General features: G+C 62.6%; 26 protein-coding genes. 17 read left to right on the plus strand and 9 right to left on the minus strand.

The features are described from left to right. Positions 1-5 precede the first annotated feature (5 nt). From NH234_RS13750 to NH234_RS13790, 9 genes are all read left to right on the plus strand, one after another. On the plus strand, positions 6-974 hold the full coding sequence (locus tag NH234_RS13750; protein ID WP_367257022.1) for a Gfo/Idh/MocA family protein: 969 nt from the start codon (positions 6-8) through the stop codon (positions 972-974). A 95-nt stretch (positions 975-1,069) separates the two neighbouring features. Further along, a complete protein-coding gene (locus NH234_RS13755; RefSeq protein WP_085730704.1) occupies positions 1,070-1,816 on the plus strand; it encodes a GntR family transcriptional regulator in 747 nt (248 codons plus the stop codon). 1 nt (position 1,817) lies between these two features. Beyond that, entirely contained in the window at positions 1,818-3,548 is a 1,731-nt protein-coding gene (locus NH234_RS13760; RefSeq protein WP_367257024.1) for a fumarate reductase/succinate dehydrogenase flavoprotein subunit, read from the plus strand. A 25-nt stretch (positions 3,549-3,573) separates the two neighbouring features. Further along, the gene (locus NH234_RS13765) at positions 3,574-3,819 is read left to right on the plus strand and encodes a ferredoxin family protein (protein WP_007959413.1); all 246 of its coding nucleotides are present in this window, start codon (positions 3,574-3,576) and stop codon (positions 3,817-3,819) included. Positions 3,820-3,930: 111 nt separating this feature from the next. Beyond that, entirely contained in the window at positions 3,931-5,334 is a 1,404-nt protein-coding gene (locus NH234_RS13770) for an ABC transporter substrate-binding protein (protein ID WP_367257026.1), read from the plus strand. Between the two features lie 2 nt (positions 5,335-5,336). Continuing rightward, the gene (locus tag NH234_RS13775; protein ID WP_085730707.1) at positions 5,337-6,119 is read left to right on the plus strand and encodes an ABC transporter permease; all 783 of its coding nucleotides are present in this window, start codon (positions 5,337-5,339) and stop codon (positions 6,117-6,119) included. Further along, positions 6,119-6,967: an ABC transporter ATP-binding protein gene (locus NH234_RS13780; protein WP_085730708.1), complete on the plus strand. Its 849-nt coding sequence runs from the start codon at positions 6,119-6,121 to the stop codon at positions 6,965-6,967. Before NH234_RS13775 ends, NH234_RS13780 begins: the two co-directional genes overlap by 1 nt. Beyond that, the gene (locus NH234_RS13785) at positions 6,964-7,926 is read left to right on the plus strand and encodes a HEAT repeat domain-containing protein (RefSeq protein ID WP_367257029.1); all 963 of its coding nucleotides are present in this window, start codon (positions 6,964-6,966) and stop codon (positions 7,924-7,926) included. The genes NH234_RS13780 and NH234_RS13785 overlap by 4 nt, the downstream gene beginning before the upstream one ends. Then, positions 7,923-8,201 (plus strand): DUF971 domain-containing protein, encoded by a 279-nt coding sequence (locus tag NH234_RS13790; protein ID WP_085730710.1) that lies wholly within the window; start codon positions 7,923-7,925, stop codon positions 8,199-8,201. The genes NH234_RS13785 and NH234_RS13790 overlap by 4 nt, the downstream gene beginning before the upstream one ends. A gap of 22 nt (positions 8,202-8,223) precedes the next feature. Here the strand turns inward: NH234_RS13790 and NH234_RS13795 are convergent, their stop codons facing one another. Together NH234_RS13795 and NH234_RS13800 are read right to left on the minus strand one after the other, a co-directional pair. Continuing rightward, the gene (locus NH234_RS13795; protein WP_367257031.1) at positions 8,224-8,961 is read right to left on the minus strand and encodes a TorF family putative porin; all 738 of its coding nucleotides are present in this window, start codon (positions 8,959-8,961) and stop codon (positions 8,224-8,226) included. A 102-nt stretch (positions 8,962-9,063) separates the two neighbouring features. Beyond that, positions 9,064-10,818 carry an amidohydrolase gene (locus NH234_RS13800; RefSeq protein ID WP_367257033.1) on the minus strand — a complete coding sequence of 585 codons (1,755 nt, stop codon included), beginning with the start codon at positions 10,816-10,818 and terminating at the stop codon, positions 9,064-9,066. A 103-nt stretch (positions 10,819-10,921) separates the two neighbouring features. Between NH234_RS13800 and NH234_RS13805 the strand changes: the two genes are divergently transcribed. The 8 genes from NH234_RS13805 to NH234_RS13840 all read left to right on the plus strand — a co-directional run bounded on the left by NH234_RS13805 (position 10,922) and on the right by NH234_RS13840 (position 19,494). Continuing rightward, positions 10,922-11,839, plus strand: coding sequence for a LysR substrate-binding domain-containing protein (locus NH234_RS13805; protein ID WP_367257035.1), 918 nt, complete (start codon positions 10,922-10,924; stop codon positions 11,837-11,839). 38 nt (positions 11,840-11,877) lie between these two features. After that, positions 11,878-12,495: a transcriptional repressor LexA gene (gene lexA, locus NH234_RS13810; protein ID WP_085730714.1), complete on the plus strand. Its 618-nt coding sequence runs from the start codon at positions 11,878-11,880 to the stop codon at positions 12,493-12,495. Further along, the gene (gene imuA / locus NH234_RS13815) at positions 12,495-13,112 is read left to right on the plus strand and encodes a translesion DNA synthesis-associated protein ImuA (protein ID WP_367257037.1); all 618 of its coding nucleotides are present in this window, start codon (positions 12,495-12,497) and stop codon (positions 13,110-13,112) included. The genes lexA and imuA overlap by 1 nt, the downstream gene beginning before the upstream one ends. 7 nt (positions 13,113-13,119) lie before the next feature. Further along, positions 13,120-14,535 carry a DNA polymerase Y family protein gene (locus tag NH234_RS13820; protein WP_085730716.1) on the plus strand — a complete coding sequence of 472 codons (1,416 nt, stop codon included), beginning with the start codon at positions 13,120-13,122 and terminating at the stop codon, positions 14,533-14,535. Continuing rightward, positions 14,511-17,609, plus strand: a complete 3,099-nt coding sequence (locus NH234_RS13825; protein WP_367257039.1) for an error-prone DNA polymerase — start codon at positions 14,511-14,513, stop codon at positions 17,607-17,609. Before NH234_RS13820 ends, NH234_RS13825 begins: the two co-directional genes overlap by 25 nt. Positions 17,610-17,759: 150 nt before the next feature. Continuing rightward, positions 17,760-18,446 carry a CsgG/HfaB family protein gene (locus tag NH234_RS13830; RefSeq protein WP_367257173.1) on the plus strand — a complete coding sequence of 229 codons (687 nt, stop codon included), beginning with the start codon at positions 17,760-17,762 and terminating at the stop codon, positions 18,444-18,446. A gap of 29 nt (positions 18,447-18,475) precedes the next feature. After that, positions 18,476-18,838, plus strand: coding sequence for a DUF4810 domain-containing protein (locus NH234_RS13835; protein ID WP_085710128.1), 363 nt, complete (start codon positions 18,476-18,478; stop codon positions 18,836-18,838). Beyond that, positions 18,835-19,494 (plus strand): DUF799 domain-containing protein, encoded by a 660-nt coding sequence (locus NH234_RS13840; RefSeq protein ID WP_367257041.1) that lies wholly within the window; start codon positions 18,835-18,837, stop codon positions 19,492-19,494. The genes NH234_RS13835 and NH234_RS13840 overlap by 4 nt, the downstream gene beginning before the upstream one ends. A gap of 38 nt (positions 19,495-19,532) precedes the next feature. Here NH234_RS13840 and NH234_RS13845 read toward each other — a convergent pair whose 3' ends face one another. The 7 genes from NH234_RS13845 to NH234_RS13875 form a co-directional block, all read right to left on the minus strand. Beyond that, positions 19,533-20,192, minus strand: coding sequence for a flavin reductase family protein (locus NH234_RS13845; RefSeq protein ID WP_367257043.1), 660 nt, complete (start codon positions 20,190-20,192; stop codon positions 19,533-19,535). An 11-nt stretch (positions 20,193-20,203) separates the two neighbouring features. Further along, positions 20,204-21,691, minus strand: coding sequence for an amidohydrolase family protein (locus NH234_RS13850; RefSeq protein WP_367257045.1), 1,488 nt, complete (start codon positions 21,689-21,691; stop codon positions 20,204-20,206). Beyond that, positions 21,688-22,884 carry an amidohydrolase family protein gene (locus NH234_RS13855; protein ID WP_085730720.1) on the minus strand — a complete coding sequence of 399 codons (1,197 nt, stop codon included), beginning with the start codon at positions 22,882-22,884 and terminating at the stop codon, positions 21,688-21,690. Before NH234_RS13855 ends, NH234_RS13850 begins: the two co-directional genes overlap by 4 nt. Before the next feature lie 85 nt (positions 22,885-22,969). After that, the gene (locus NH234_RS13860) at positions 22,970-24,022 is read right to left on the minus strand and encodes an extracellular solute-binding protein (RefSeq protein WP_085730721.1); all 1,053 of its coding nucleotides are present in this window, start codon (positions 24,020-24,022) and stop codon (positions 22,970-22,972) included. A gap of 15 nt (positions 24,023-24,037) precedes the next feature. Then, entirely contained in the window at positions 24,038-24,826 is a 789-nt protein-coding gene (locus NH234_RS13865) for an ABC transporter permease (RefSeq protein ID WP_085695903.1), read from the minus strand. Then, complete coding sequence (locus tag NH234_RS13870; protein WP_367257048.1) at positions 24,823-25,740, minus strand: ABC transporter permease; 918 nt, start codon at positions 25,738-25,740, stop codon at positions 24,823-24,825. Before NH234_RS13870 ends, NH234_RS13865 begins: the two co-directional genes overlap by 4 nt. Before the next feature lies 1 nt (position 25,741). Then, positions 25,742-26,827 carry an ABC transporter ATP-binding protein gene (locus NH234_RS13875; protein ID WP_085730723.1) on the minus strand — a complete coding sequence of 362 codons (1,086 nt, stop codon included), beginning with the start codon at positions 26,825-26,827 and terminating at the stop codon, positions 25,742-25,744. Positions 26,828-26,846: the final 19 nt, after the last annotated feature.

Raw genomic sequence — 26,846 nt, forward strand, 5'->3', positions numbered from 1 at the left:
TGACGATGAAAGTGGTGCGCTGGGGCATGATCGGTTGCGGCAGTGTCGCCGAACGCAAGAGCGGGCCGGCCTTCTACAAAGCCCCCGGCTCGGCGTTGGTGGCGGTGATGGGGCGACGCCTCGAAGCCGTGTCCGATTACGCCGCGCGTCACGGCATCGCCCGGACTTACACCGACGTCGATGCCCTGATCAATGACCCCGAGGTGGACGCGGTGTATATCGCCACGCCACCCGACAGCCACCACGCTTACAGCCTGAAAGTCGCCGCCGCCGGCAAGCATTGCTGCGTGGAAAAACCCATGGCCCTCAACGCCAGGCAAAGCCGCGAGATGCAGCAAGTGTTTGCCGATGCCGGTCTGCACTTGTTCGTCTCCTATTACCGCCGTTCGTTGCCGCGTTTCCAGCAGGTGCGGCAATGGCTGGAACAGGGTCGCATAGGGGAAGTCCGGCACCTGAGCTGGACGCTGACCAAGGCGCCGTCGCCCAGGGATCTGGATGGCAGCGCCAACTGGCGCACCGATCCGGCGGTGGCCGGTGGCGGCTATTTCGCGGATCTGGCCAGCCATGGTTTTGACCTGTTCCAGTACCTGCTCGGCGATATTGTCGAGGTGGCCGGGTTCACGGCGCGTCAGGCCGGGTTGTACGCGGCGGAAGATGCGGTCAGCGCCAGTTGGCGATTCGCATCGGGTGCGCTGGGCATGGGCTGCTGGAGCTTTGTTGCGGACCGGCGCGAGGATCGGGTCGAGATCATCGGCAGCCAAGGGCGGATCGGCTTTTCGGTGTTCGACGAGCATCCGGTCGAGCTGCGCGCCGATGAGGGCATCAGCCTGGAAATCCCCCATCACGAACACATCCAGTGGCACCACGTGCTGGGCATGAACGCGCAGATTCGCGGCGAATCACTGCATCCGGCGACAGGGGCAGAGGCCCTGAAGATCGATTGGGTCATGGATCAAATCCTCAAGCGCCACTGAAGGCGCATCTAACCTTATGCTCATTCGGTATTTCTCAAGCTTGTCATAACGTCTCTAAGATCACGTCATAACTCGTTATAACAAGTGATCTCGTGATGACCGATAACGTTCTCTCTCTGGGCAGTGTCCCGTTGCACACCCAACTGCGCGACGTGCTGCGCGCCCGCATTCTCGACGGCGAATACCCGCAAGACAGCCAGATGCCGTCTGAAAGCGAGCTCGGCACGCTGTTCAAGGTCAGCCGCATCACCGTGCGCCAGGCCCTGGGCGATCTGCAGAAAGAAGGGCTGATCTTCAAGATCCATGGCAAAGGCACCTTCGTCGCCAAACCCAAGACCTTCCAGAATGTCAGCACCTTGCAAGGCCTCGCCGAGTCCATGACCGGTCGTGGCTATGAGGTGATCAACCGCCTGCGCAGTTTCAAATTCATCGCCGCCGACAAACTGGTCGCCGAGCGTTTGCAGGTTGCCGAAGGCGAAATCGTCGCGCAGATCAAACGCGTGCGCCTGATCAACCGCGAGCCGATCTCGCTGGAAATCACCTACCTGCCCAAAGCCATAGGCGAGCGGTTGGAGAAGGCCGATCTGGTGACCCGCGACATCTTCCTGATCCTCGAAAACGACTGCGGCATTGCCCTCGGCCACGCCGATCTGGCCATCGACGCGGTGCTGGCCGACAGCGACCTGACCCAGGCGCTGAACGTCGAGGCCGGCTCGCCGATCATGCGCATCGAGCGCCTGACCCACGACGCCAACGGCCAGCCGCTGGACTTCGAACACCTTTACTACCGTGGCGATGCGTTCCAGTACCGCCTGCGGATCGACCGGCAAAAAGGGGCGTGACATGACCCGCAATACCTTAGAGCAGGAATACGACATCGTCGTGATCGGCGGCGGCACCGCCGGCCCGATGGCCGCGATCAAGGCCAAGGAAAAGAACAAGGAACTGCGCGTGTTGTTGGTCGACAAGGCCAACGTCAAGCGCAGCGGTGCGATCAGCATGGGCATGGACGGCCTGAACAACGCAATCATTCCCGGCCACTCGACGCCGGAGCAGTACACCAAGGAAATCACCATTGCCAACGACGGCATCGTCAATCAGGCGGCGGTGTACGCCTACGCGACCCACAGTTTCGAAACCATCGAACAGCTCGACCGCTGGGGTGTGAAGTTCGAGAAGGACGAAACCGGCGATTACGCGGTGAAGAAAGTCCACCACATGGGCGCCTACGTGCTGCCGATGCCGGAAGGGCACGACATCAAGAAAGTCCTTTATCGCCAGTTGAAGCGCGCGCGGGTGAGCATCACCAACCGACTGGTCTGCACACGCTTGCTGACCGACGAGGAGGGCGCCGTCAACGGTGTGATGGGGTTTGACTGCCGCACCGCCGACTTCCATGTGATCAAGGCCAAGGCAGTGATCCTCGCCTGTGGCGCGGCCGGGCGACTCGGTCTGCCGTCCTCGGGTTACCTGATGGGCACCTATGAAAACCCGACCAATGCCGGCGACGGCTATGCGATGGCGTACCACGCCGGGGCCGAGCTGGCGAACCTCGAGTGCTTTCAGATCAACCCGCTGATCAAGGACTACAACGGCCCGGCCTGCGCCTACGTCACTGGCCCGCTCGGTGGCTACACCGCCAACAACAAGGGTGAACGCTTCATCGAATGCGACTACTGGAGCGGGCAGATGATGTGGGAGTTCCACCAGGAGCTGGAAAGCGGTAACGGTCCGGTATTCCTCAAACTCGATCACCTGGCCGAGGAAACCATCCAGAACATCGAGGAAATCCTCCACAGCAACGAGCGCCCGAGCCGCGGCCAGTTCCACGCCAATCGCGGCACCGATTACCGCACGCAGATGGTCGAGATGCACATCTCGGAAATCGGTTTTTGCAGCGGCCACTCGGCGTCCGGGGTGTGGGTCAACGAACGGGCGGAAACGTCGGTGAAAGGTTTGTACTCGGCCGGTGACATGGCCGCCGTGCCGCACAACTACATGCTCGGCGCGTTCACCTACGGCTGGTTCGCCGGACATAACGCAGCGGACTTTGTCGCCGGGCGCGAGTTCTCCGCTTTGGATGTCGAGCAGATCGAGAAGGAAAAGGCCCGGGTCTACGCACCGCTGGACCGCGAACACGGCCTGCCACCGGCGCAGGTTGAGTACAAGCTGCGGCGCTTCGTCAACGACTACCTGCAACCACCGAAAGTGACGAAGAAGATGGAAATCGGCCTGCAACGTTTCAGCGACATCGAACGCGATCTCAACGAAATGAAGGCCAACAACGCCCACGAACTGATGCGCGCCATGGAAACCAGTGTGATCCGCGACTGCGCCGAAATGGCCGCTCGCGCCTCGCTGTTCCGCGCCGAAAGTCGCTGGGGCCTCTACCACTACCGCGTCGATCACCCGCAACGGGACGACCGCGAATGGTTCTGCCACTGCCACCTGAAGAAGGGCGAAGACGGGCGCATGATCAGTTTCAAGAAAGCCGTCGAGCCTTACATCATTCCCCTCGATGCCGAGGAAATGCAGGCCTACGACCGTTTGCGGGTTGGCGCTTTCGCCGCTTGAGGCATCACTAGAGAGAGTCTGGACCATGGCCTATCAAGCCCAGGAAATCTTCTTCCGCTCCAATGCTCCCGTCACCGTGGACGAGGACAAATGCATCGCCGAAAAGGGCTGCACCGTGTGCGTCGACGTTTGCCCGATGGACCTGCTGGCGATCAACCCGGCCACGCAAAAGGCCTACATGGCTTTCGATGAGTGCTGGTACTGCATGCCCTGCGAAAAGGACTGCCCGACCGGTGCGGTGAAAGTCGAAATCCCGTATCTGCTTCGCTAAAACGCTATCCGGCAACACCGGACGCCTGCTTCAAGACACCCCCTCGTTTCCCACCGCGCCCTGATCGCGGCGGAGACGAACATCCTATAAATGATTCGAGGGGATTCAACCATGTTGCGTGCAGCAATCGCCGGTCTGGTACTGGCTTCGTTCACCTTGTCTGCTTCGGCCGAAACCATCCGCATCGCCATCGGAACCCAGGACACCACCATCAACTGCGCCGCCGGCGGGCTGTTGATTCGCGAGCTGGGCCTGCTCGACAAATACCTGCCCCACGACGGCGCCTACAAGGACGCCAAGTACGACGTACAGTGGAAGAACTTCACCAGCGGCGCGCCGCTGACCAACGAGATGGTCGCCGGCAAACTCGACTTCGGCGCCATGGCCGATTTCCCCGGTGCGTTCAACGGCGTGGCGTTCGAAACAGCCGGCAAACACAGCCTGTTCATCAGCGTGTTGTCGGGCAGCATCAAGGGCAGCGGCAACGGCATTGTGGTGCCGAGCGCGTCGGGCGTTCAGTCTTTGAGCGAACTCAAGGGCAAGACCATTTCCGTGCCGTTCGCCTCCACCGCCCACGGCATGTTGCTGCGCGCTGTGGCGGAGCAGGGTTGGGATCCGCTCAAGGATGTGAACATCATCGCCCAGCCGCCGGAGGTCGCAGGTTCCGCGTTGCAGGCCGGCAAGATCGACGCCCACGCTGACTTTGTGCCGTTCGCCGAACTGTTCCCGAGCCGTGGTTTTGCCCGCAAGATCTACGACGGCGCCCAGGCCAATGCGCCGACCTTCCACGGTGCGCTGGTGGATCAGGCCTACGCGAAAAAGTACCCGGAAATCGTTGTCGCCTATTTGCGCGCAAGCATCGAAGCCAATCAGCTGCTGGCCGCCGAACCGGAGAAGTACAGCGAACTGATCGCCAAGGTCACCGGTGTCGATGCCGAGGTCAATTACCTGTTCCACGGCCCGCTCGGCGTGCAGACCCGTGACCTGAGCTGGAAACCGGAATATCGCCAGGCCGTGGGCACCGCCATCGACACGCTGAAGCTGCTGAAGAAGGCCGATCGCGGGCTCGATCTGAATACCTTTATCGACGATCAGTACATCCGCGCGGCGTTCAAGGCCTCGAATCTGGATTACACCGCGCAACTGGCCAATTACGCGCAGACGCCGTTGAAGTCTGTCGATGCGGTGACCGGAAAGGCCATTTCGGATTTCAGCCATGTCGCCGAAATCTGGGTGCGCGGTGAGGACAAGGTCCGGCGTTATTCCTCGGCTGAAGAGGCGTTCACGGCGTTGGCCGGCCTGAAGTCGGAAGGCAAGAACATCCGGGCGGTGTATGCCCAGGCGAGTGACAGCGGGATCAAGTTGCTGGCGGAGCAGGCGTGGTTTGCCAGTGATGGGAAGGGGCACCTCAGCGCGTTTTTGTTGAAGGGGCAGGCGCAGCAATTTGCGTCGGAACAGGGAGGCAAGGTGTTTGATTTCACCGATGCCACCGCGCAGGCCGTGGCCAGTCGCTAATCATGAAAATCTCAAAAAAACGCTGGATATCAAGAGCAGCCTCGCTGCTGCTCTGCCTGCTCTTCTGGCAACTAGCCGCCAGCCACCACTGGAACCTCGGCCTGGTCACCTTCGCCAACGTTCCGACCCCATTGGCCGTGATCGAAGCCGCATTGGGCCTGGGCGACTCCGGCAAGCTCATCCAGCACCTTAGCGCGAGCCTCGGCCGGGTCTTCGCCGGTTACCTCGCAGCGCTGATCATAGGCATCGCCCTGGGCCTGGCCATCGGCCGTTCAAAATGGGCTGAAGACCTGCTGCTGCCGCCACTGGAAGTGCTGCGTCCAATCCCGGCCGTGGCGTGGATTCCACTGGCCATTCTGATGTTCCCGTCGTCGGAATTGTCGATGGTGTTCATCACCTTCACCGGTGCGCTGTTCCCGATCCTGCTCAACACCGTGCACGGCGTCGAAGGCGTCGACCCGCGCCTGATTGCCTCGGCCAAAAGCCTGGGAGCCGGGCGCCGGGCGATCCTGTTGGAAGTGATCCTGCCGGGCGCCGCGCCCAGCATCATCACGGGCCTCGCCATCGGCATGGGCACGTCGTGGTTCTGTCTGGTGACCGCCGAAATGATCTCCGGCCAGTTCGGCATCGGTTACTACACCTGGGAGTCCTACACGATTCAGAACTACGCCGACATCGTGGTCGGCATGTTGCTGATCGGCGTGTTGGGCATGGGCAGCAGCCTGCTGATCAAACGCCTTGGCGGCCTGTTCACGCCCTGGCACCGACCACGAGGAAAAGCCTGATGAGCGTGATGCAAGCCCCGGAAGGGCGGATCGACATCCGCCAGTTATCCATCGTCCTCGGCGAGGGCCGGCACGCGTTCGAAGCGGTGCAGGGGCTGGATTGCCAGATCGAGCCGGGCCAGTTCGTGTGCATTCTCGGGCCGTCCGGTTGCGGCAAATCGACTTTGCTCGGCGCGCTGGCCGGGCATCTGCAACCTCACGGCGGGCAGTTGAAAGTCGACGGCGCCGAAGTGTCCGGCCCGTCACCGCAGCGCGGCATGGTGTTCCAGCATCACACCCTGTTCCCGTGGCGCACGGTGCGTGACAACGTCGCTTTCGGCCTGAAGATGCGTGGCATCGGTAAAAGCGAACGCCATCGTGCCGCCGATGACATCCTCAAACTGGTTGGCCTCGAAGGATTCGCCGAACGCTGGCCGGATCAGCTCTCCGGCGGCATGCAGCAACGGGTAGAAATCGCCCGGGTGCTGGTCAACCGGCCACGGCTGTTGCTGATGGACGAACCCTTCGGTGCGCTGGACGCGTTGACCCGCCTGAACATGCAGGAACTGTTGCTGGACATCTGGACGCGGATTCGCACCACCGTGGTGTTCGTCACCCATGACATCGACGAAGCGCTGTTCCTCGCCGACCGCTTGCTGGTGATGAGCGCACGGCCGGGGCGGATCATCGAAGACCTGCGCCTGGACTTCCCACGGCCACGCACCACCGAACTGGTGACCAGCCACGCGTTCTCGCGCCTCAAGCGCCACTGCCTCGATCTGCTGCGCCATGACAACGACCGACCGCTGCCGCGCCTGAACCCGCTCGGTTTGCCTCCTGAAAACGCCTTGCCGAGATTTGCCCTGTGACCTCATTTTTTGCTGTGACCGATAACGAAGACATTCTCGCCCTGCAACCACGACTGACCGCTGATGACGCCGGAGTGCGCCGGATTGCCCTGATCGATCTGGCCGACCTTGAAGAGCCGGATGGCTTGCTCTGGCTGGTTGAGCGGTTGGCCGAAGACCCTGCCGAAGAGGTGCGTGCCGAAGCAGCGCGTCTATTGGAAGCCTGGGAAGACGAACCGGTGGTTGAAGCGCTGTGTCAGGCGCTGACGGATCCGTCGCCGGCGGTGCAGGCTGCTGCGGCTCAGAGCCTGAGCCTGCTCAAGACCGAAGCGGCGGGAAGGGTGATTTTGCCGTGGACCGCTCATGTCGAAACCAGCGTGCGAATTGCCGCGTTTCGGGCCTTGCGCGAATTGCGTTTCCCCGGCGCCGCGCCTGCCGCGATTCAGGCATTGAACGATGCTGATGCGAGTGTGCGTCGCGAAGCCGTTGGTGTGCTCGGCTGGCTCAAACAGCTGGATGCCTTGCCGGCGCTGGCACGCTTGGCCAGTGCTGACCCAGACACCGAAGTACGCCGCGCCGCTACCGGCGCCTTGGGCCTGGCGAGTGGCGCAGATGTGCTGCCCGCCTTGAGTCAGGCCTTGCAGGACGACGCCTGGCAAGTGCGCGAAGAAGCCGCGACAACGCTCGGCAAGGTCGGCCACACCGACGCCGGGCCGGCTCTGATCGAAGCCTTAAGCGACGATTACTGGCAGGTTCGTCTGCGCGCAACCCGCAGCCTTGGCCGTTTGCGTTACGTGCCGGCACTCGACGCCCTGATCGACACCCTCGGTCATCGCATCAGCAACCTGCGCAAGGAAGCTGCGCTGGCGCTGGGCGAGTTGAATGATCGCGGCGCCGTGGCCGCGTTGCAGGCCGCGCAGGACGACGGCGACCCGGAAGTGCGCAAAGCGGTGCGAATTGCCTTGAGTCAGTTGCAATGAATCCGCTGGCGATCGGCAATTCCCAAAGTGAGCACCGGTTGCGGCTGAGCTGGCCGGATGGCCGCGAGCAGCTGCTTGACCATGCCGAACTGCGCCGCCAGTGCCCGTGCTCGCAATGCCGGGCGTTCCGCCTGCGGGGCTCGGCTCCGCTAGTGGATGATCGAGTGCGTGTAATCGAACTCAACCCGCAGGGTTACGGCCTGCAACTGGTGTTCAGCGACGGCCATCAACGCGGGATCTATCCATGGCAGTTCCTGGCGCAACTGACACCGTAGGTTCGCCGCATTCAACCGTGGCTCAGAAGGATTTGCTGACGCTGGCCACCACCGTCGCCGTGCACACATCCTTGAAGCCCCAGTTGCTCAGGCACTGGCTCTGCGACAGGTCGGTGTCGATGTAGCTCAGGCCCAGCACTACGCCGGCCAGGTTGTGGGTCAGTTTGACTTCCCACTCCCGGTAGGATTCTTCGCCATGTCCGGACGCCGAGTACAGATGCGGGTCCTTGAAGTCCATGTTGCCGTAGCGCAGCTTCAGCCCGGAATCCAACGGCAATTCGGTTTCATAGCCGATGTAGCTGTAGAGCGAACTCTGTTTGCTGTCGATGCCCGGCGCATCACTGGAGTAGTACGCCGCGAGTTTCACGCCGTAGGCGCTGAGAATCGAGTACACCTCGCTCTGGTTGAACTGGCTCTCCTTGGGATACGCGTATTTGATGTAGCCCAGATCCAGACTCACGGCTTCGGTCGCCTGCCACAGCCAGCCGGCGTAGTAATCAACTTCCTGACGGGTTTTCAGGCCGCCGCCGAAATCGACGTTCGAACTCCACGCGCCGAGGTACAGGCCGCTGCTGTGGGCCAGGGTCAAACCGGCCTGCACCACGGGATCGTTCTGGGTCTGGGAGATGCCGCGGGTGCGGTAGTCGCTGGCCAGAGTCAGGTCGACCAGCACCGCGAAATCATCGTTCAAGGGAATCGCGTGGCTGCTTAAAGGCAGCAGGCTCAAGGAAGTGAGGGCGAGCAGGGGCATGGCTTTCATGTGAAGTCCCGATGTTGTGATTGTTATGGGCAGGAAGCGGGCAAGGCTGCGCCGAACCCCGGCGGCTGGCGCGGGGGCGGGCAGGGGATACGGCGATCGTTATTAGAGGGTAGGGGCGTAGACCTGACGGCCGGCGAACCAGGTTTGCAGGACCTGAGTGTCATGCAGGGCCTTGTCGTCGACGCTGAACACGTCGCGATCGAGGACGATGAAATCGGCCTGCTTGCCCGGGCTCAGCGAGCCGATTTGTTGCTCCAGGCCGATGGTGCGCGCGGCGTTGACGGTGTAGGCGTAGAACATGGTTTCGCGGTCCAGGCGTTCGTCGGCGTTGAGCACGCCCAACGGCCCGGTGCGGGTGATGGCCTGGGCCATGGCGTTCCACGGATTCGGCGAGGACACCGGCCAGTCGCTGGCGCCAGCAATCGTCGCGCCCTGCTTGAGCAGCGAATGTGCCGGGTATTGATAGCGGAAGGCGAGGGCGCTGACGTAAGGCTTGATCATGTCGGTGGTGTAGTCGTCGGCGCTGGCCCACAGCAGTTGCATCGAGGCAATCACGTTCAGCGGCTTGAAGCGGGCGAATTCCTTGGGATTGACCATTTGCAGGTGGGTGATCGAGTGCGTCACGCCGCTTTGTCGATCCTTGCGTGCCTGGGCGATACCGTTCAGTGATTCACGCACGGCGCGGTCACCGATGGCGTGGATGTGCACCAGCCAACCGCGCTGGTCGATGGCGCTGACCAGTTCGCCGAAGTGCTGTGGATCGATCAGCAGTTCGCCCTGTTTGTGCGAGTTGCTGTAGGGATCGATCATCGCCGCGCTCTGGGCCGGGTATTCGATCACACCGTCAGCGAAGATCTTGATCCCCGGCAGGGTCAGGTTGGGGATGCCCTGAAACTGCCGGCGAACCTTGTCGAGGGTATCGAGATCGGCCGGCACGCTTTTCGGGTTGGCCACCAGCAGTGCGGCGACGTGGGCGGTCATGCCGCCGCTTTCCGACAGGGCCTTGTAGGCCGGCAACACGCCGACGGTTTTCTCGGTGGGCTTGAGGGCGAACACCGGTTCGCCAGGCGCGGCGTTGGCGGCGGGGTCCATCCACGCGGTGATGCCGAGGCTGTTGTTGAAACGCACCGCCGATTGCGCAGCCTTGAGCAGGTCGGCAGGGCTCGGCACCGGCATTTTCGAGGCGACGCGATCCCAACCGGCATCGACCACAAAGCCGTTCGGCTCACCGCTGGGCAGTTTGCCGATGGTGTCTTTTTCGGCTTCCGGCAGGTTTTTGAGCAGCGCGGCGTCGATGCCCGCACGCTTGAGCATCACGTTGTTGGCCCATGCGGTGTGATGATCGCTGCCGGTGAACACCACCGGCACGTCGGCCCATTCGCCGTGGTTGAAGATCTTGCCTAGGGCCTCAGCCTTGGCCCAGTACGCCGAACTCATTCCGGCCACGCTCAACACATCGCCATGCCGGGCCTTGCCGTCGTCACGCCAGTCGCGCAGGCGCTTTTCCAGTTCATCGAGTTCAACTACCTCGTCTTCCATGTTCGCCGAGACCATCTCCAGTCCGCCGAAAATCGCATGGGAATGGCTGTCGATCAAGCCGGGCATCATGGCCTTGCCTTGAAGGTCGATCACTTGGGTGCCGGGTTCGATCAAGGCTTTGATCTGTGCATCGGTGCCGACTTTCAACACCTTGCCGTTCTCCACGGCCAGCGCCTGAACCTGCGGTTGAGCGCGGTCGGCGGTGAAAATCTTGCCATTGAGCAGCACCAGATCGGTAGCGGCCATGGCTTCCATCGAGGCAAAACTCACAGCGGCGATCAGCACATTTTTTGCGAAATGCGGGATGAATCTTTTCATTGAACATTTCCTTGTTATTGCGTCTGATGGCCAGATTAGTGGCTGCCAACGCCCGACAGAACGCCTCCCTCACGAAAAACGTTTTTGCCTGAATGGAAAAAGCATGGACAAGCTGGGTGCACTGAAAATGTTTGTGGTCACCGCGCAGCTCGGCAGTTTCAGCCGCGCTGCCGAGCAACTGGGCAAGACCCCGTCGGCCCTGACCAAAGCGGTCAATCATCTGGAATCCGAGCTCGGCGCGCGGCTGTTCGAGCGCAGCACGCGGCGGATACTGCTGACTGAAATCGGCCGGCTCTATCTGGAAACCGCACGCCAGGTGCTGCAACGGCTGGACGAGGCCAGCGAAGAAATCGAGCAGTTGCAGCATGGCCTGCGCGGCAGCCTGAAAATCACCGCACCGCTGGCTTACGGCCGGGCGTTTCTCGATCAGGTGTGTGACGGCTTTTTGCAGCAATACCCGCAGATCAGCCTGCAAGTGGATTTGTGCGATGAATTCGTCAATCTGCTGGAAAGCGGCTACGACCTGGCGCTGCGCGAAGGGCACGATGATTTGCCGGGGCTGATTGCCCGGGTGGTTGGCAGCAATCGTCTTGCACTTTGCGGAAGCCCCGAATACCTGGCGCGCAAGGGCTTGCCGGTGACGCCTCAAACCCTCGACCAGCATGAGTGGCTGCTGTACCGGCATCCGTTGCTCAGCCGCGAATTCTGGTGGGCCGAACGCGACGGCCAGCGCCTGAGCCTGGCGCAACCGGCGGCGCCGCTGTTGCGCAGTGACAATTACGATTTGCTGCTGGCCAGCGCTTTGGCCGGGCGCGGCTTGTTGCACACGCCGCTGTGGAGCGCCGCGCCGTACATCGCCGACGGGCGACTGGTGCGGGTCATGGCCGATTACGAGATCGACCCGGACAGCTTTGGCCCGCACATTCTGGCGGTGTACCCGAGCCATCGGCGGGCGACGGCCAAGGTTATGGCGTTTATCGACTACATCGCAGAGTTTCTGGCGGAGCGTGGTTTGAGCTGACTGGCGGTGCTTGTCAGGAAATTCCCGCAAGAGTACAAATGTACTCCATGACAAATCTGACTCCCCGCCGTACCGCTATCCTGACCTTTATCCGCGAACGCATCGCCGAACACGGTCAGCCCCCAAGCCTCGCTGAAATCAGCGAGGCTTTTGGTTTTGCCTCCCGCAGCGTGGCGCGCAAGCATGTGCTGGCGCTCACCGAAGCCGGGTTTATCGAGGTCAACCCGCATCAGGCCCGGGGCATTCGCCTGCTCGGGCAGCCGGCGCGGCCGGAACTGCTCGAAGTCCCGGTACTCGGCCGGGTAGCTGCCGGTGCGCCCATCGGCGCCGATGCCGACCTGCACAATCGGCTGATGCTCGACCCCGCACTGTTCTCCCGCACGCCCGACTACATGCTGCGGGTGCAGGGCGACTCGATGATCGAGGACGGCATTCTCGACGGCGATCTGGTCGGCGTACGCCGCAACTCCGAGGCGCTCAACGGCCAGATCGTGGTGGCGCGGCTCGACGGCGAGGTCACCATCAAACGCTTCGAGCGGGTCGGCGATGAGGTTCGCCTGTTGCCCCGCAACCCGGCGTACCAGCCGATTGTGGTGCGTGACGATCAGGACCTGGCCATCGAAGGGGTGTTCTGCGGTCTGGTGAGGCAAGGCTGATGGGTGCCGTCGTTGCGCTGGATACGCTGTTCAATGGCGGCCAGATCTGGAAGGGCCGGCCTGCGCCACCCACCACCAGCCCGCAACCCACCGGGCACGCGGCGCTGGATGCGGCCTTGCCCAGTGGCGGCTGGCCGGAAGCGGCGCTGAGTGAAATCCTCCTGGCCGGGCCCGGCGTTGGCGAACTGCAACTGGTGTGGCCGACGTTGGCGCGTCTGTCGGCGGCGGGCGAGCGCATCGTGCTGGTGGCGCCGCCATTCGTGCCGTACCCGCAGGCGTGGGCCAATGCGGGAGTCGATCTGCGCCAGTTGTCGGTGATCCAGGCCAGCGAACGTGATGCCTTGTGGGCGGCGGAACAATGCCTGCGTTCGGGCAGTTGTGGCGCGGTGCTGTGCTGGCCGCACAAGGCCGATGACCGCGCCTTGCGCCGTTTGCAGGTGGCGGCGGAAACCGGCCAGACCCTGGCGTTCGCGTGGCGGCCATTGAGCGAAGCGATCAACCCCTCGCCGGCCGCGCTGCGCATTGCCATCGATGCCCGCCCGGCGCAATTGCGCGTGCTCAAGTGCCGGGGCGGTCTGGCGCGCAGCGCACCGATCGCCTTCGCTGTGGGGCATTGAGGTCGCCATGCGCTGGGTTTGCATTCTGTTCCCGCAATTGGCCCTCGACGCCGTGCTGCGTCAGCGCCCCGATCCCGAACAACCGTTGGCGCTGCTCAGCGGCCCGGCCCAGCGCCGGGTGCTGCAAGCGGTCAACCCGGCGGCGCGGGCACTGGGCTTGCGTCCCGGGCAATCGATGACCGCCGCGCAGGCCATGAGCAAAGGGTTCACCACCGTCGATTACGACGCGGCTGAGGTCGAGCACTGGCAGCAGTTTCTCGCCGCCTGGGCCTATCGTTTCAGCGCCCAGGTCAGCGTGCATTACCCGCGCACCGTGGTGTTCGAAATCGAATCGAGCCTCGGGCTGTTCGGTTCCTGGACGCAGTTCGAGGCGCGATTACGCACGGAACTGACGGAGCTGGGTTTTCGTCACCGCATCGTCGCCGCGCCCAACCCGGTAGCGGCGCGAATACTGGCCAACGCCTACGACGGATTGGTGGTGCCCGACGGTGAAGCCTTGCGCCATCACCTCGGGCAACTGCCGGTCGATCGCATCGGGCTTGAACCGAGCGTGGCCACGGCGCTGTCGCGCATGGGCCTGCGCAACCTTCATCAGGTGCAGAACCTGCCGCGTCAGGCCCTGGCCCGGCGTTTCGAGGCGCCGATGCTCAAGCATCTGGACACGCTGTTCGGCGCACGGCCGCTGGCGCTGGCGTTCTACCTGCCGCCGGACCGTTTCGATGTGCGCATCGAACTCAATTTCGACGTGCAATCCCATCAGGCGCTGCTGTTTCCATTGCGCCGCCTGACGTCCGATCTGTCGGCGTTCTTGTGCGGGCGCGACAGCGGCGTGCAGCGCTTCGATCTGCACCTGGAACACGCCGGGTTGCCGGACACATTGATCAAGGTCGGTCTGCTCAGCGCCGAACGCGACCCGGCGATGCTCTTCGAACTGGCCCGTGGCCGACTGGAGCAGGTGCAGGTCGAGGCCCCGGTGCGCGGTTTTCGTCTGCGCGCCGAGGATCTGCCGAGTTTCGTGCCGCAGTTTCAGGAACTGTTCGACGACCGTCCGCAGCAGACCTTGCCCTGGGAGCAACTGCGTGAACGCTTGCGCGCACGGCTGGGAGATGAGGCGGTCCAGGGCCTGCGCTTCCAGGCCGATCACCGACCTGAGTGCGCGTGGCAGAACGCCGATGACAAGCAGCCTTGTGCTGCGTTACCCGGCGTGCAGCGTCCGGGCTGGTTGCTGAGTGAGCCGCAGTCAGTACCCGAAGGTTCGGCGCGCATCCTCATGGGCCCGGAACGGATCGAGTCCGGCTGGTGGGACGGTGACGACGTGCGCCGCGACTATTACCTGATCCAGAACCGCGCCGGCCAGCAAGGCTGGGCGTACCGGGCAGTGGGTGAGGGCGGTCCGTTGTGGCTGCAGGGCTGGTTCGCGTGAACCAGGGTTATGCCGAGCTGCACTGCCTGTCGAATTTCAGTTTTCAGCGCGGTGCGTCCAGTGCGCTGGAGCTGTTTCAGCGCGCGAAAAAACACGGCTATCAGGCGTTGGCGATCACCGATGAGTGCACCCTCGCCGGGATCGTCCGTGCCTGGCAGGCGGCAAAATCCGTGGAGCTGCCGCTGATCATCGGTAGCGAAATCCGTATCGAAAACGGCCCGAAACTGGTGCTGCTGGTAGAAAGCATCGAGGGTTATCAGGCGCTGTGCGGCTTGATCACTCAGGCCCGAAGGCGCACGCAGAAAGGCCAGTATCAAGTGCTGCGCGAGGACTTCAGCGAGCCATTGCCGGGATTGCTGGTGCTGTGGGTGCCGGATACGGTCGATGACGTGGAAGAGGGCCGCTGGCTGAAGCAGACCTTCGGTGAACGGCTGTGGCTGGCCGTGCAGTTGCATCGCGGGCAGAACGATCAGCAACGGCTGGCCGCACTGCTGAGTCTGGCGGATGAACTGCAAATTCCAGCCGTGGCCAGCGGCGATGTGCACATGCACGCCCGTGGCCGCCGGGCCTTGCAGGACACCATGACCGCGATCCGCCATCACGTTCCGGTGGCCGAAGCGGGGATGCGCCTGCACCCCAATGGCGAGCGGCACTTGCGCAGCCTTGATGTGTTGAGCGAGTTGTATCCGCAGGCCTTGCTGGACGAATCGGTGAAACTGGCCCGGCGCTGCACGTTCGATTTAAGCCAATTGCGTTATCAGTATCCGAAAGAGCTGGTGCCCGATGGATACTCGGGTCGTTCCTGGCTGCGACAGTTGACTAAACAGGGCATCGCCTGGCGCTGGGAAAACGGCGCGCCCTTCAAGGTGCTGAGGCAGATCAACAAGGAACTGAAGCTGATCGCCGAACTCGGCTACGAAAGCTACTTCCTCACCGTGCACGACGTGGTGCGCTTCGCCCGGCAGCAGAAAATCCTTTGCCAGGGCCGGGGTTCGGCGGCCAACTCGGCGGTTTGTTTTGCTCTGGGCATCACCGAGATCGACCCGGATCGCACCACGCTGCTGTTCGAGCGCTTCATGTCGAGGGAGCGCAACGAGCCGCCGGACATCGACGTGGATTTCGAGCACGAACGCCGAGAAGAAGTCCTGCAATACGTGTTTCGTCGTTATGGCCGCCGTCGTGCGGCGCTGACGGCGGTGGTCAGCACCTATCACGCTGCCGGTGCGGTACGCGATGTGGCCAAGGCCCTCGGTTTGCCGCCAGACCAGATCAACGCGCTGGCCGATTGCTGCGGCCACTGGAGCGATGAAACACCGCCCGTGGAACGCCTGCGCGAAAACGGCTTCGACCCGGACAGCCCGATCCTGCACCGGGTGCTGAGCCTGACCGGGCAACTGATCGGCTTCCCCCGGCACCTGTCGCAGCACCCCGGTGGTTTCGTGATTTCCGAGCAACCGCTGGACACCCTGGTGCCGGTGGAAAACGCCGCGATGGCAGACCGCACCATCATTCAGTGGGACAAGGATGACCTCGATGCGGTCGGGCTGCTCAAGGTGGATATCCTTGCCCTCGGCATGCTCAGTGCGATTCGCCGCTGTTTCGACCTGCTGCGCCGTCATCGCAACCAGAATCTGAGCCTGGCCACGATCCCGCCTGACGACCGCCCGACCTACGACATGATCAGCCGCGCCGACACCATCGGCGTGTTCCAGATCGAGTCCCGGGCGCAGATGTCGATGCTGCCGCGTCTGCGCCCGCAAAACTTCTACGATCTGGTGATTGAAGTGGCCATCGTCCGGCCGGGGCCGATCCAGGGCGGGATGGTGCATCCATACCTGCGCCGGCGAAACAAGGAGGAAAAGGAAACCTATCCGTCACCGGAATTGGAAGTGGTGCTCAAACGCACCCTTGGCGTGCCGCTGTTTCAGGAACAGGTGATGCAGATCGCCATCGTCGCCGCCGATTACAGCCCCGGCGAGGCCGACCAGTTGCGCCGCTCCATGGCCGCGTGGAAACGCCACGGCGGGCTGGAACCGCACAAGGAACGGCTGGCCGCCGGCATGAAGAAAAACGGCTACAGCCCGGATTTCGCCGCGCAGATCTTCGAGCAGATCAAGGGCTTCGGCAGTTACGGTTTTCCCGAGTCTCACGCCGCCAGTTTTGCCTTGCTGACGTACGCCAGTTGCTGGCTCAAGTGCCATGAACCGGCGGCGTTCGCCTGTGCGCTGATCAACAGCTGGCCGATGGGTTTCTACAGCCCGGATCAGATTCTCCAGGATGCACGCCGCCATCATTTGCAAATCCGCCCGGTAGACGTGCGTGCCAGTGACTGGGATTGCAGCCTGGAGCCGATCACCGGCGAGCAACCGGCCATTCGTATGGGGTTGCGGATGATCAAAGGCTTTCGCGAGGAAGATGCCCGGTGCATTGAAAAGGCTCGGGCGAGGGGCGCGTTTGCCGATGTCGCCGATCTGGGCGAACGCGCCGGCCTCGACAGTCGGGCCCAGGCGTTGCTGGCGGATTCTGGAGCGTTACGTGGGCTGGCCGGCCACCGCCATCGGGCGCGCTGGGAGGTGGCCGGGGTGCAGAAACAGCTCGGGTTGTTTGCCGGGTTGCCGAGTCAGGAGGAGCCGGATGTGCTGCTGCCTACGCCGAGTGTCAGCGAAGACCTGTTCACCGACTACGCCACCCTGGGCACCACACTGGGGCCGCATCCGCTGACGCTGTTGCGCGATGAGTTGCGTGCGCGGCGCTGTCGCAGCTCCCGGGAGTTGCTGGAGGTCGAACACGGCCGGCCGGTCAGCGTCGCGGGGCTGGTGACCGGACGCCAGCGCCCGGCCACTGCCAGCGGCGTGACCTTCGTGACCCTGGAAGACGAGTTCGGCAACGTCAACGTGGTGGTCTGGCGTGATCTGGCCGAGCGCCAGCGTCAGGTGCTGGTGGGCTCACAATTACTCAAGGTCGATGGTCGCTGGGAGCGCGAAGGCGAGGTGCGGCACTTGATTGCCGGACGCTTGAGCGATCTCAGCCCGTTGCTCAACGGGATTCGGGTGCAAAGCCGCGATTTCCACTGACAAAACTGCTGATTCGAAAGCCAATTCACTGGCGTCAAAAAAACCTGTCCTCACTGATGGCACTTTGGCATAATGCCGGCCCTTTCCCGATCCCCCACGATTTTTGCCGTGCCGGGACACATCATTTTTCAGAAGGAATGCACAGTGAGAATGATCTCCCGGATGTTGGTCTCGGGCGTTGCGATTGCCGTCCTCGGCACCCTGGCCGGCTCGCTTTCCGGCTGCGCCACCGAAAGCTCCCGCGCACTGCCGGTGGCCAAGGTGGAAAGCGCCACTCGGGCCTGGACCGGTGTCCGTATCCCGATGGCCGTGGGCAAATTCGACAACCGTTCGAGCTACATGCGCGGGATCTTCTCCGACGGCGTCGACCGTCTCGGCGGCCAGGCCAAGACCATCCTGATCACTCACCTGCAGCAGACCAACCGTTTCTCCGTGCTCGACCGCGACAACATGGGCGAGATCCAGCAGGAGGCGGCGATCAAGGGCCAGGCCCAGCGTCTGAAAGGCGCCGATTACGTGGTCACCGGTGACGTCACCGAGTTCGGCCGCAAAGAGACCGGCGATCATCAGCTGTTCGGTATTCTCGGCCGTGGCAAGACCCAGGTCGCCTACGCCAAGGTCAACCTGAACATCGTCAACATCAGCACTTCCGAAGTGGTGTATTCGACCCAGGGCGCCGGCGAATACGCCTTGTCCAACCGCGAAATCATCGGCTTTGGCGGCACTGCTGCCTACGACTCCACCCTCAACGGCAAAGTCCTCGATCTTGCCATGCGCGAGGCGATCAATCGCCTGGTCGATGGCATGAACGCCGGCGCCTGGAAACCGGGCAACTGATAGACGCCCATCGCAAGGAGCAACACACCATGAATCTGTCCCTGTCTCGGTCGCTGATGGCCCTGACCGCCAGCGCCTTGCTGGCCGGTTGCAGCAGCCCGCAAACCCTGTACCAGTGGGAAGGCTACCAGCCACAAGTCTACGAATACTTCAAAAGCGAAACGCCGAAAGAGGCCCAGGCCGAAGCGCTGGAAGCCGATCTGCAAAAAATCCGCGCCAGTGGCAAGCCCGTACCGCCGGGTTACCACGCACACCTCGGTCTGCTGTACCTGAGCATGGGCAAGGACGATCAGATGGTGCAGCAATTGCGCACAGAGAAGACCCTGTTCCCCGAGTCCGGCACCTACATGGACTTCTTGCTCAAGAACGCCAAGACCGGAGACGCCAAATGATCTCCCGTGCCTTGAAACTGCTGGCCGCCGGCCTGGCGCTGACCGTTCTGGGTGGCTGCGTCGCACCGAAAACCGTGGACTATTCGGCGTACAAGCAAGCGCGTCCGAAGTCCATTCTGGTGCTGCCGCCGCTGAACACCTCGCCGGACGTCAAGGCGTCCTACAGCCTGTTGTCGCAAGTGACGTTCCCGCTGGCCGAGGCCGGTTACTACGTGCTGCCGATTACCCTGGTCGACGAGACGTTCCGCCAGAACGGCCTGACCACGCCGGATGACATCCATCAGGCGCCGGTCAACAAACTGCACGAAATCTTCGGTGCCGACGCGGCGCTGTACATCACCGTCAGCGAGTACGGCACGCGCTACATGGTGATCAGCAGCGAAACCGCAGTGACCGCCAGCGCCAAACTGGTGGACCTGAAAACCGGCGTCACTTTGTGGACCGGTGCAGCCCGGGCGTCGAGCGAAGAGGGCGGCAACAACAGTGGCGGCGGCCTGATCGGCGCGCTGATCACTGCTGCGGTAAAACAGATCGTCAACAGCTCCAGCGATGCTGGCTACCCGATTGCCGGTGTGGCCAGCAATCGACTGCTGTCGGCCGGACATCCGGCAGGCCTGCTGTATGGGCCACGGTCGCCGAAGTACGGCACTGACTGATTGACCTGTCACGGCAGCCCACCTCGGTGGGCTGCTTTTTATTTGGCAGGCCAGAACCGCTCGCCACCCCCCGGCGCCTCCGTCCACGCTTGCAACGAGCGGGTCGGCAAATCGAAGTAATCCCGGGTCCGCGCATAACCATGCCCACCCATGCGCCCAATCGCATCCAGCCCCAATTGATCGATGTACAGGGTTTTCGGGTCGATCAACTCGTCGCGCACATGCGCCATCAACACCTCGCCAAAGATGATTTCACGCGACTGGCCGATGTTCAGCGCCATCATCCGCCGACACTCCAGTGCCACCGGTGCCTCGCCGATTCGCGGACATTTGACCGAAGTGCCGGGGATCGCCGTCAGGCCGGCAGCCGTCAACTCATCGAAGCCCGGCGCGAACGGCACGGCGCAGACGTTCATGGCTTCCACCAGTGCATCGTTGACGATGTTGACGGTGAACTCCTGGTTCATCTGGATATTGCGGGTGGTGTCCTTGGGGCTCTGGTCGCCGTAGTTCTCGACACCGAGCGCGAGAATGGGCGGGTCCGCCGACAGCGCATTGAAGAAGCTGAACGGCGCCGCATTGACCCGGCCGTCGCCGTCGATGGTGGTGACCAGGGCAATCGGGCGCGGCACCACGCTGCCGATCAGGATCTTGTATTTTTCCCGTGGGCTCAGTTGGCTGAAATCGAAGCTGTGCATGGCAGTGTTCTCTAAAGAAGTGGATCGATGGCGCTCAACGGCGCTTCGGCGCTGTAGTCGTCGGCGAAGGGAATGGCCGGCCGGAACAGGGTTTTCCAATCCGGTCGGCCAAAGGCCCGGTCGCTGTGGCTGCGCATCAGTTTTTCGTATTGGCGCTGGGCCTGGCGTTGCAGAGTGGGGTAGTCGACGCCGTTGACCTGACCGTCGTGCATCACGCAGCGACCGTCGATGTAGCTGGCGATGCAGTCGTCGCCGCGCCCGGCCAGCAGCAGGTTTTTCAGTGGGTCGAACAGCGGGCCCAGATGCAGACCACGCAGGCTGAATACGGTGATGTCGGCTTTGGCCCCCGGTGCCAGACGCCCGAGATCGTCACGACCCAGCGCCTTGGCGCCGCCGAGGGTGGCGGCGTTGTACAGATCGAGGCTGCTGGTCCGCGCCGAGCCGCCCTCCTTCAATCGAGCGATGTTCAGACCGTGGCGCATGTTTGCCAGCAAGTCCGCCGGCCAGGTGTCGGTGCCGAGGGCGAAGTTGATGCCTTGGGCGCGATAGCGGCCGAATGAATTCAGCGCCTCGCCGTCGCGGGCAAACACCAGCGGGCAGTGCACCAGACTGGCGCCACCGTCGATGACCCGTTGCAGATCATCATCCCCCGAGGTGTAGATGCCGTGGGGCAACAGGCTGCGCGGGGTGAGCAGGTCGAGTTGCTGCAACCAGCCCAGCGGCGAGGTGCCGCGCAACTGTTCGACCATCGCCACTTCGCCAAGCGCCTGACAGCAGTGCAGACGCATCGGTGCATTCAGCTCGCGGCTCAATGCAGACGTACGCTGAAGCAGCGCCGGGGTGCAGGTCTGGATGCGATCCGGCAGCAGCGCACCGCGAATCAGCCCCGCGTGTGCGCCATCGAAATCCTTGAAAAACCGTTCGGCCGCGTCCAGTCCATCCAGACCGCGCGCCTCATCCCAGTGATGGGCGAGGGTGCCGTCGGCGCGCCAATAACTCATGCCGCTCATGTAGCAAGGGCCGAGATACGTGCGCAGCCCCAGTTCGCCCGCCACATTGGCCACAGCGGCGAACTCGTCGTAGGTCTCCGCCCATTCGCGGTAATACATCGAGGTGATCGGCATCGCCGTGGTGATGCCGTTGCGGATCAACTGGGTAAAGGCGTAGCGGTACTTGAAGACCTCTTCTTCCCGGCTGAACGACTCACGCGGGCCGCTCGCCAGATACTCCGCCGACCACATGCGGCCCATGGCGCGTTCGTCGCCGTTGTCCAGGGTCAGTACCGTGGAATCGAGATCGCCGAGGGCATCGAGGTCAATGAAACCGGGCCCGATCAGCGCATTGCCGTAATCGATCCACTGATCCACCGGCTCTTGATAACCGCGCCCGACAAATTCGATGCGCGAGCCGGCGAACACCACTTCGCCGTCACGCCACAGCACATGCTGCGTGCCGTCGAAACCGATCACGCAACTGGCCTTCAGGCCGATCCGTTTCACAGACGACTGCCCAGCAAACGACCGCCACTGGCAATCAGTTCACCGCCGCGATAGACCTGACGCATCGGCCGCGCGACCACGGCTTCGCCAAGGGTTTCGACCGGCATAAGCAGAAAGTCCGCCGGCCGGCCGATGTCGAAGCCGTAATCCTTGATCCCCAATGCGCGCGCACCGTTGACCGTTGCCGCGTCGAACGCCGCCGCCAGTTCATCGTCCTTGCCCAGGTCAAAACGGAACGCCAGCAACATCGCTCGTTCGAGCATGTCGCCATTGCCCATTGGCGACCACGCATCGCGGATGCCGTCGGAGCCGAGGCACACGTTGACGCCCGTCTCGCGCAGCGACAGAAACGGCGGCACCGCGCAGTCGGCCGGTGCCGAACTCATCAGCGAAATCCCCAGCGCGGCAAGGCGTTCGGCGACCGGCTTGACCTGGCTCCACGGCAACATGCCGAGGCAATAGGCATGGCTGATCATCACCCGGTTCTGCAGGTTGAAGCGCTCGGTGTAATCGGCGATCCGGGCGATCTGCCACAGGCCCAGTTCACCTTTGTCGTGCAGGTGAATATCGACGCCACGCTGAAAGTCGCGGGCCAGGTTGAACACGAAATCCAGTTGCGCAATCGGGTCGTTGTCGATGCCGCAGGGATCGAGTCCGCCGACGTTTTCCACGCCCAGGGCCATGGCTTCGCGCATCAGTTCGGCGGTGCCGGGGCGACTGATCAGACCGGTTTGCGGGAACACCACCAGTTGCAGGTCGATCAGGTCGTTGTAGCGTTCGCGCAGCTGTTGCATGGCTTCGACGTGACGCAGGCCGAATTCCGGATCGATGTCGACGTGGCAACGCATCGTCAGTGAACCTCGGGCGATGCAGTTTTCCAACAGCGCACCGGCCCGTTCGGCGATCGGCGCTTTGACTTCGCGCAGGACGCGGCGCTCGTTGCTGATGTAATCCTTGAGCGTCGGGCCCGCGCTGTTCGGGCGCCAGGGCTGGCCGTACAGGGTCTTGTCGAGGTGGACGTGGCTTTCCACCAGCGGGGCGGTCAGGAGCTGGTTCTGGCCGTCGATGTCGGTGGCGGCCAGTGGAGCATTGGAGGCCGGGCGGCGTTGGGTGAACTTGCCGTTTTCGATCAGCAGGTCTTCGGCAGGGGCGCCGTAGGCGCGGATGTTTCTGAGCCAGCGGGGGTGGGACATTTCATACCTCTGTTTCCATGTTGTCTGGGCGGGCCTCATCGCTGGCAAGCCAGCGATGGCCGCGACGCGGTCTCAAGTCAGGCGATCAACCTTTGAGCTTCGACCAGATCCGATCCTGCAGCTCCCGCGCCTTGTTGCTGCATTCCTTCTCCGGCCGCAGCCGGGAGGCGTATTCCTCGGGCATGTTGATCGCGTCCATGACCTTCCATTTCGCATCCAGCAACTGATCGCTCTGAATCCCGTTGGCATAGGCAATCGCGTTGGACACGGCCGCCGCGTTCTCGGGTTTCATCATCCAGTCGATAAAGATCTTCGCGTTACCCGGATGCGGGGCGCTTTTCGGTACGGCGAAGTTGTCCTGGAACATCGCCAGGCCTTCTTTCGGGTACACGTATTTGATCGTGCTCTTCTGCAAGGTGGCGCGGGCTGTCGAGCCGTTCCAGTTCTGCATCATGATCACTTCGCCCGAAGCCATACGGTCGACGGTGTTGTCGGAGCTGTACATCTTCAAAAACGGTTTCTGCTTTTGCAGCAGTTCGAGGATGCGCTTGGCGTCCTGCGGGTTTTCCGTGCATTCGTCGACGTTCAGGTAATGGCTGGCGGCATTGATCACGCTGCTGGAGGTGTCGAGGGCGGCGAGCTGGCCTTGCAGTTCCTTGCGCGGCTCGAAGAATTCTTTCCACGAGTCGTCGAGCTTGCCGCCCGGCACCCGGGCGCTGTCATAGGAGAAACCGGTGGTGCCCCACAGGTACGGCGCCGAATATTTGCGGCCCGGATCGAAGCTCGGATCGCGGAACGGCCCTTTGACGTACTGGAAGTTGTTCAGGGTCGGAGCGTCGATTTCCAGCAGCAGGTCCTGTTTGATCAGCGTCTGCATGATCGACTGCGACGGCACGATCACGTCATACGCCGCGCCGCCGGCCTGCAACTTGGCCAGCAGGGTTTCGTTGCTGTCATAGCCGTCCATGGTGACCTTGATCCCGGTCTCCTTTTCGAACTTGGCCAGCAGGTCTACCGGGTAGTAATCGGTCCAGTTGTAGAAGAACAATTCCTTGGGCTCGGCGGCATGGGCGCTGAACGCGGTGAAACAACTCAAGGCCAGACCGGATACTGCCAGACGCATGTTTTTCACTTTCATGAGAACGCTCCAGGTTTATTGTTGTTTGCCGCGTTGGCCGAGCCAGAAGGCCAGCACCACGAGAACGATGGAGATCACCAGCATCAGGGTTGAGATCGCGTTGATCTCGGGCGTCACGCCGGCCTTGATCGCCGAAAAGATGTACACCGGCAACGTGGTCGAACCAGGGCCGGCGACGAAGAAGGTCATGATGAAATCGTCGAGGCTGACCACGAACGCCAGCACCGAACCGGACAACACCGCCGGCCACAACAGCGGCAGCGTCACGCGGCGGAACACTTGCCATGGGTTGGCGTACAGGTCGTTGGCGGCCTCCAGCAGGCTCTTGTCCAGATCGTTCAGGCGTGCGCGAATTGGCAGGTAGGCGAACGGAATGCAGAAGCCGATGTGCGCGACAATCACCGTCATCAGGCCGAGCTTGATCCCTAGCGCCATGAACAGCAGCAGGGTCGCCACGGCGGTGACGATCTCCGGCAGGATCAGCGGCAGGTTGATCCCGCCTTCGACCATTTTCTGCCCGTAGAACGGCCGGTACGTCGCCAGCGCTGCGAGCAGCGCAATCGCCGTGGCGCACACGGTGGCGATGGTCGCGACGATGATCGAGTTCAGCGCGGCGGTCTGGATCGAAGGGTTGGCCAGGATCCGTCCGTACCAGGCGAACGAGAACTCGGTCCACACCGTCGCCGAGCGGTTGGCGTTGAAGCTGTAGACGATCAACACCAGGATCGGCACGTACAGATAGGCGAGGATCAGCAGGCTGATTTCCCGGGTCGCCGGGAGTTTTTTCAGGTGCAGAGAGATCATGCTTTCGCTCCCCGGTTCAGGGTTTTCACCGCGTTGCGGCTGTAGAGGGCGTAGAGCACCAATGACAACAGCAGAATCCCCAGCAGCAGGAACGACAGCGAACTGCCCAGCGGCCAGTTGCGCGCAGTGCCGAATTGCTGCTGGATCAGGTTGCCGATCATCAGGGTCTTGCCGCCGCCGAGAATCGCCGGGGTGATGAAGGCGCCGAGGCTCGGCACGAACACCAGCAACGCGCCGGCAATCACGCCGGGCATCGACAGCGGCAGGATGATCCGGCGCAGTGCGTGCCAGCGGTTGGCGCCCAGGTCATAAGCGGCTTCAACCAGACGCCAGTCGAGTTTTTCCAGGGTCGAGTAGATCGGCAGGATCATGAACGGCAGGAAGCTGTAGACCAGACCGACGCTGACCGCGAAGTCGTTGTAGAGCAGGGTGATGCCGCCGGCACTCGGGAACAGCGCGTTAAGGCTCTGGGCGACCCAGCCCTGTTCGCGCAGGATGATCAGCCACGCGTAGTTGCGGATCAGCAGGTTGGTCCAGAACGGAATGGTGATGAGCAACACCATCAGGTTGCGTCGGCGCGGGGTCAGGCTCGACATCCACAACGCCACCGGAAACCCGAACAGAAAGCACAACACGGTGGTGCCGCCGGCCTGGAACACCGAGCGCAACAGTGCCTGGGCGTAGACCCAGTTCAGTTCCAGCTCGCCGTCGAAACCTTCCTGGAAAAACAGCTGCACGTAACTCTGCAACTGCCATTGCGCCTGCCAGTCGACGCCGCCGTAGGTGTTGCGCGGCAGCAGGCTGATGTAACCCATGATCCCCAGCGGAATGGCGATCAGGGCGAGCAGGGTCAACACCACCGGGCTGAGCAACAGCGCGCGGTTGAGGGAGGGGGAAGTGCTGCTGACGCTCATCTCAGGCCTCCATCAACAGGCAGGCCTGGGGTGGCAGGCGCACCGCCACGGGCTCGCCGACCGCACGACAAGCGCTCAGGCCTTCGTTGTTTTCCCGCAGCATGACTTTTATGTCGTTGTTCAAGCGGCACTGGTACAGCGTTGCAGTGCCGACATACAGCACGGCCTCGATCACCCCGCGCAGATGATGGGGTTGATCCGCCGCGACCAGTTGCGAACGCTCGGGACGAAACGCCAGTTGCACGCTGCTGCCATTGACGCCTTGTGGCGGGCAGGGGATTTCCACCGGCATGCCGTTGGGCACGAAGAGGTTCTGGTTGTGCTCGCCGCGCTTGAGCTGGCCAGGGAGGAAGTTGATGTCGCCGATGAACTGGGCGACGAAGCGGTGCTGCGGGCGTTCATAGATGTCGGTCGGGGTGCCGATCTGCAGGATCTTGCCGGCGGACATCACCGCAATCCGGTCGGACAGGGTCAGGGCTTCTTCCTGATCGTGGGTGACAAAGATGAAGGTGATCCCGGCTTCCTGTTGCACACGCTTGAGTTCGACCTGCATTTCCTTGCGCAGCTTCAGGTCCAGCGCCGACAGCGGCTCGTCGAGCAACAGTACTTTCGGTTTCGGCGCCAGGGCCCGGGCCAGAGCCACGCGCTGCTGCTGGCCACCGGACAGTTCCGCCGGTTTGCGCCCGGCCAGGTGCTCCATCTGCACCAGCGCGAGCATCTCGTCGACCCGTCCGGGGATCGTCTTGCGATCAAGACCCTGCATCTCGAGGCCGAAGGCGATATTCTGCGCGACACTCATGTGCGGAAACAGCGCGTAACTCTGGAATACCGTGTTGACCCGACGCTTGAACGGCGGCAGGTGATTGACCGTTTCACCCGCCAGACGGATCTCGCCGTCGCTGACGTGTTCGAATCCGGCGATGGTGCGCAGCAAGGTGGTTTTGCCGCAGCCCGAGGGGCCGAGCAGGGTGAAGAATTCATTGTCGGCGATGTTCACCGAGACATTGTCGAGGGCTGGCGCGAGGCCGGGATCGTCGGAGTACCGTTTGGAGACATTACGCACTTCAATTGCTATTGGTTGACCCATAATGGTGCAATCCTCTAAT

Source organism: Pseudomonas sp. stari2, from assembly GCF_040760005.1.
Taxonomy (GTDB): Bacteria; Pseudomonadota; Gammaproteobacteria; order Pseudomonadales; family Pseudomonadaceae; genus Aquipseudomonas.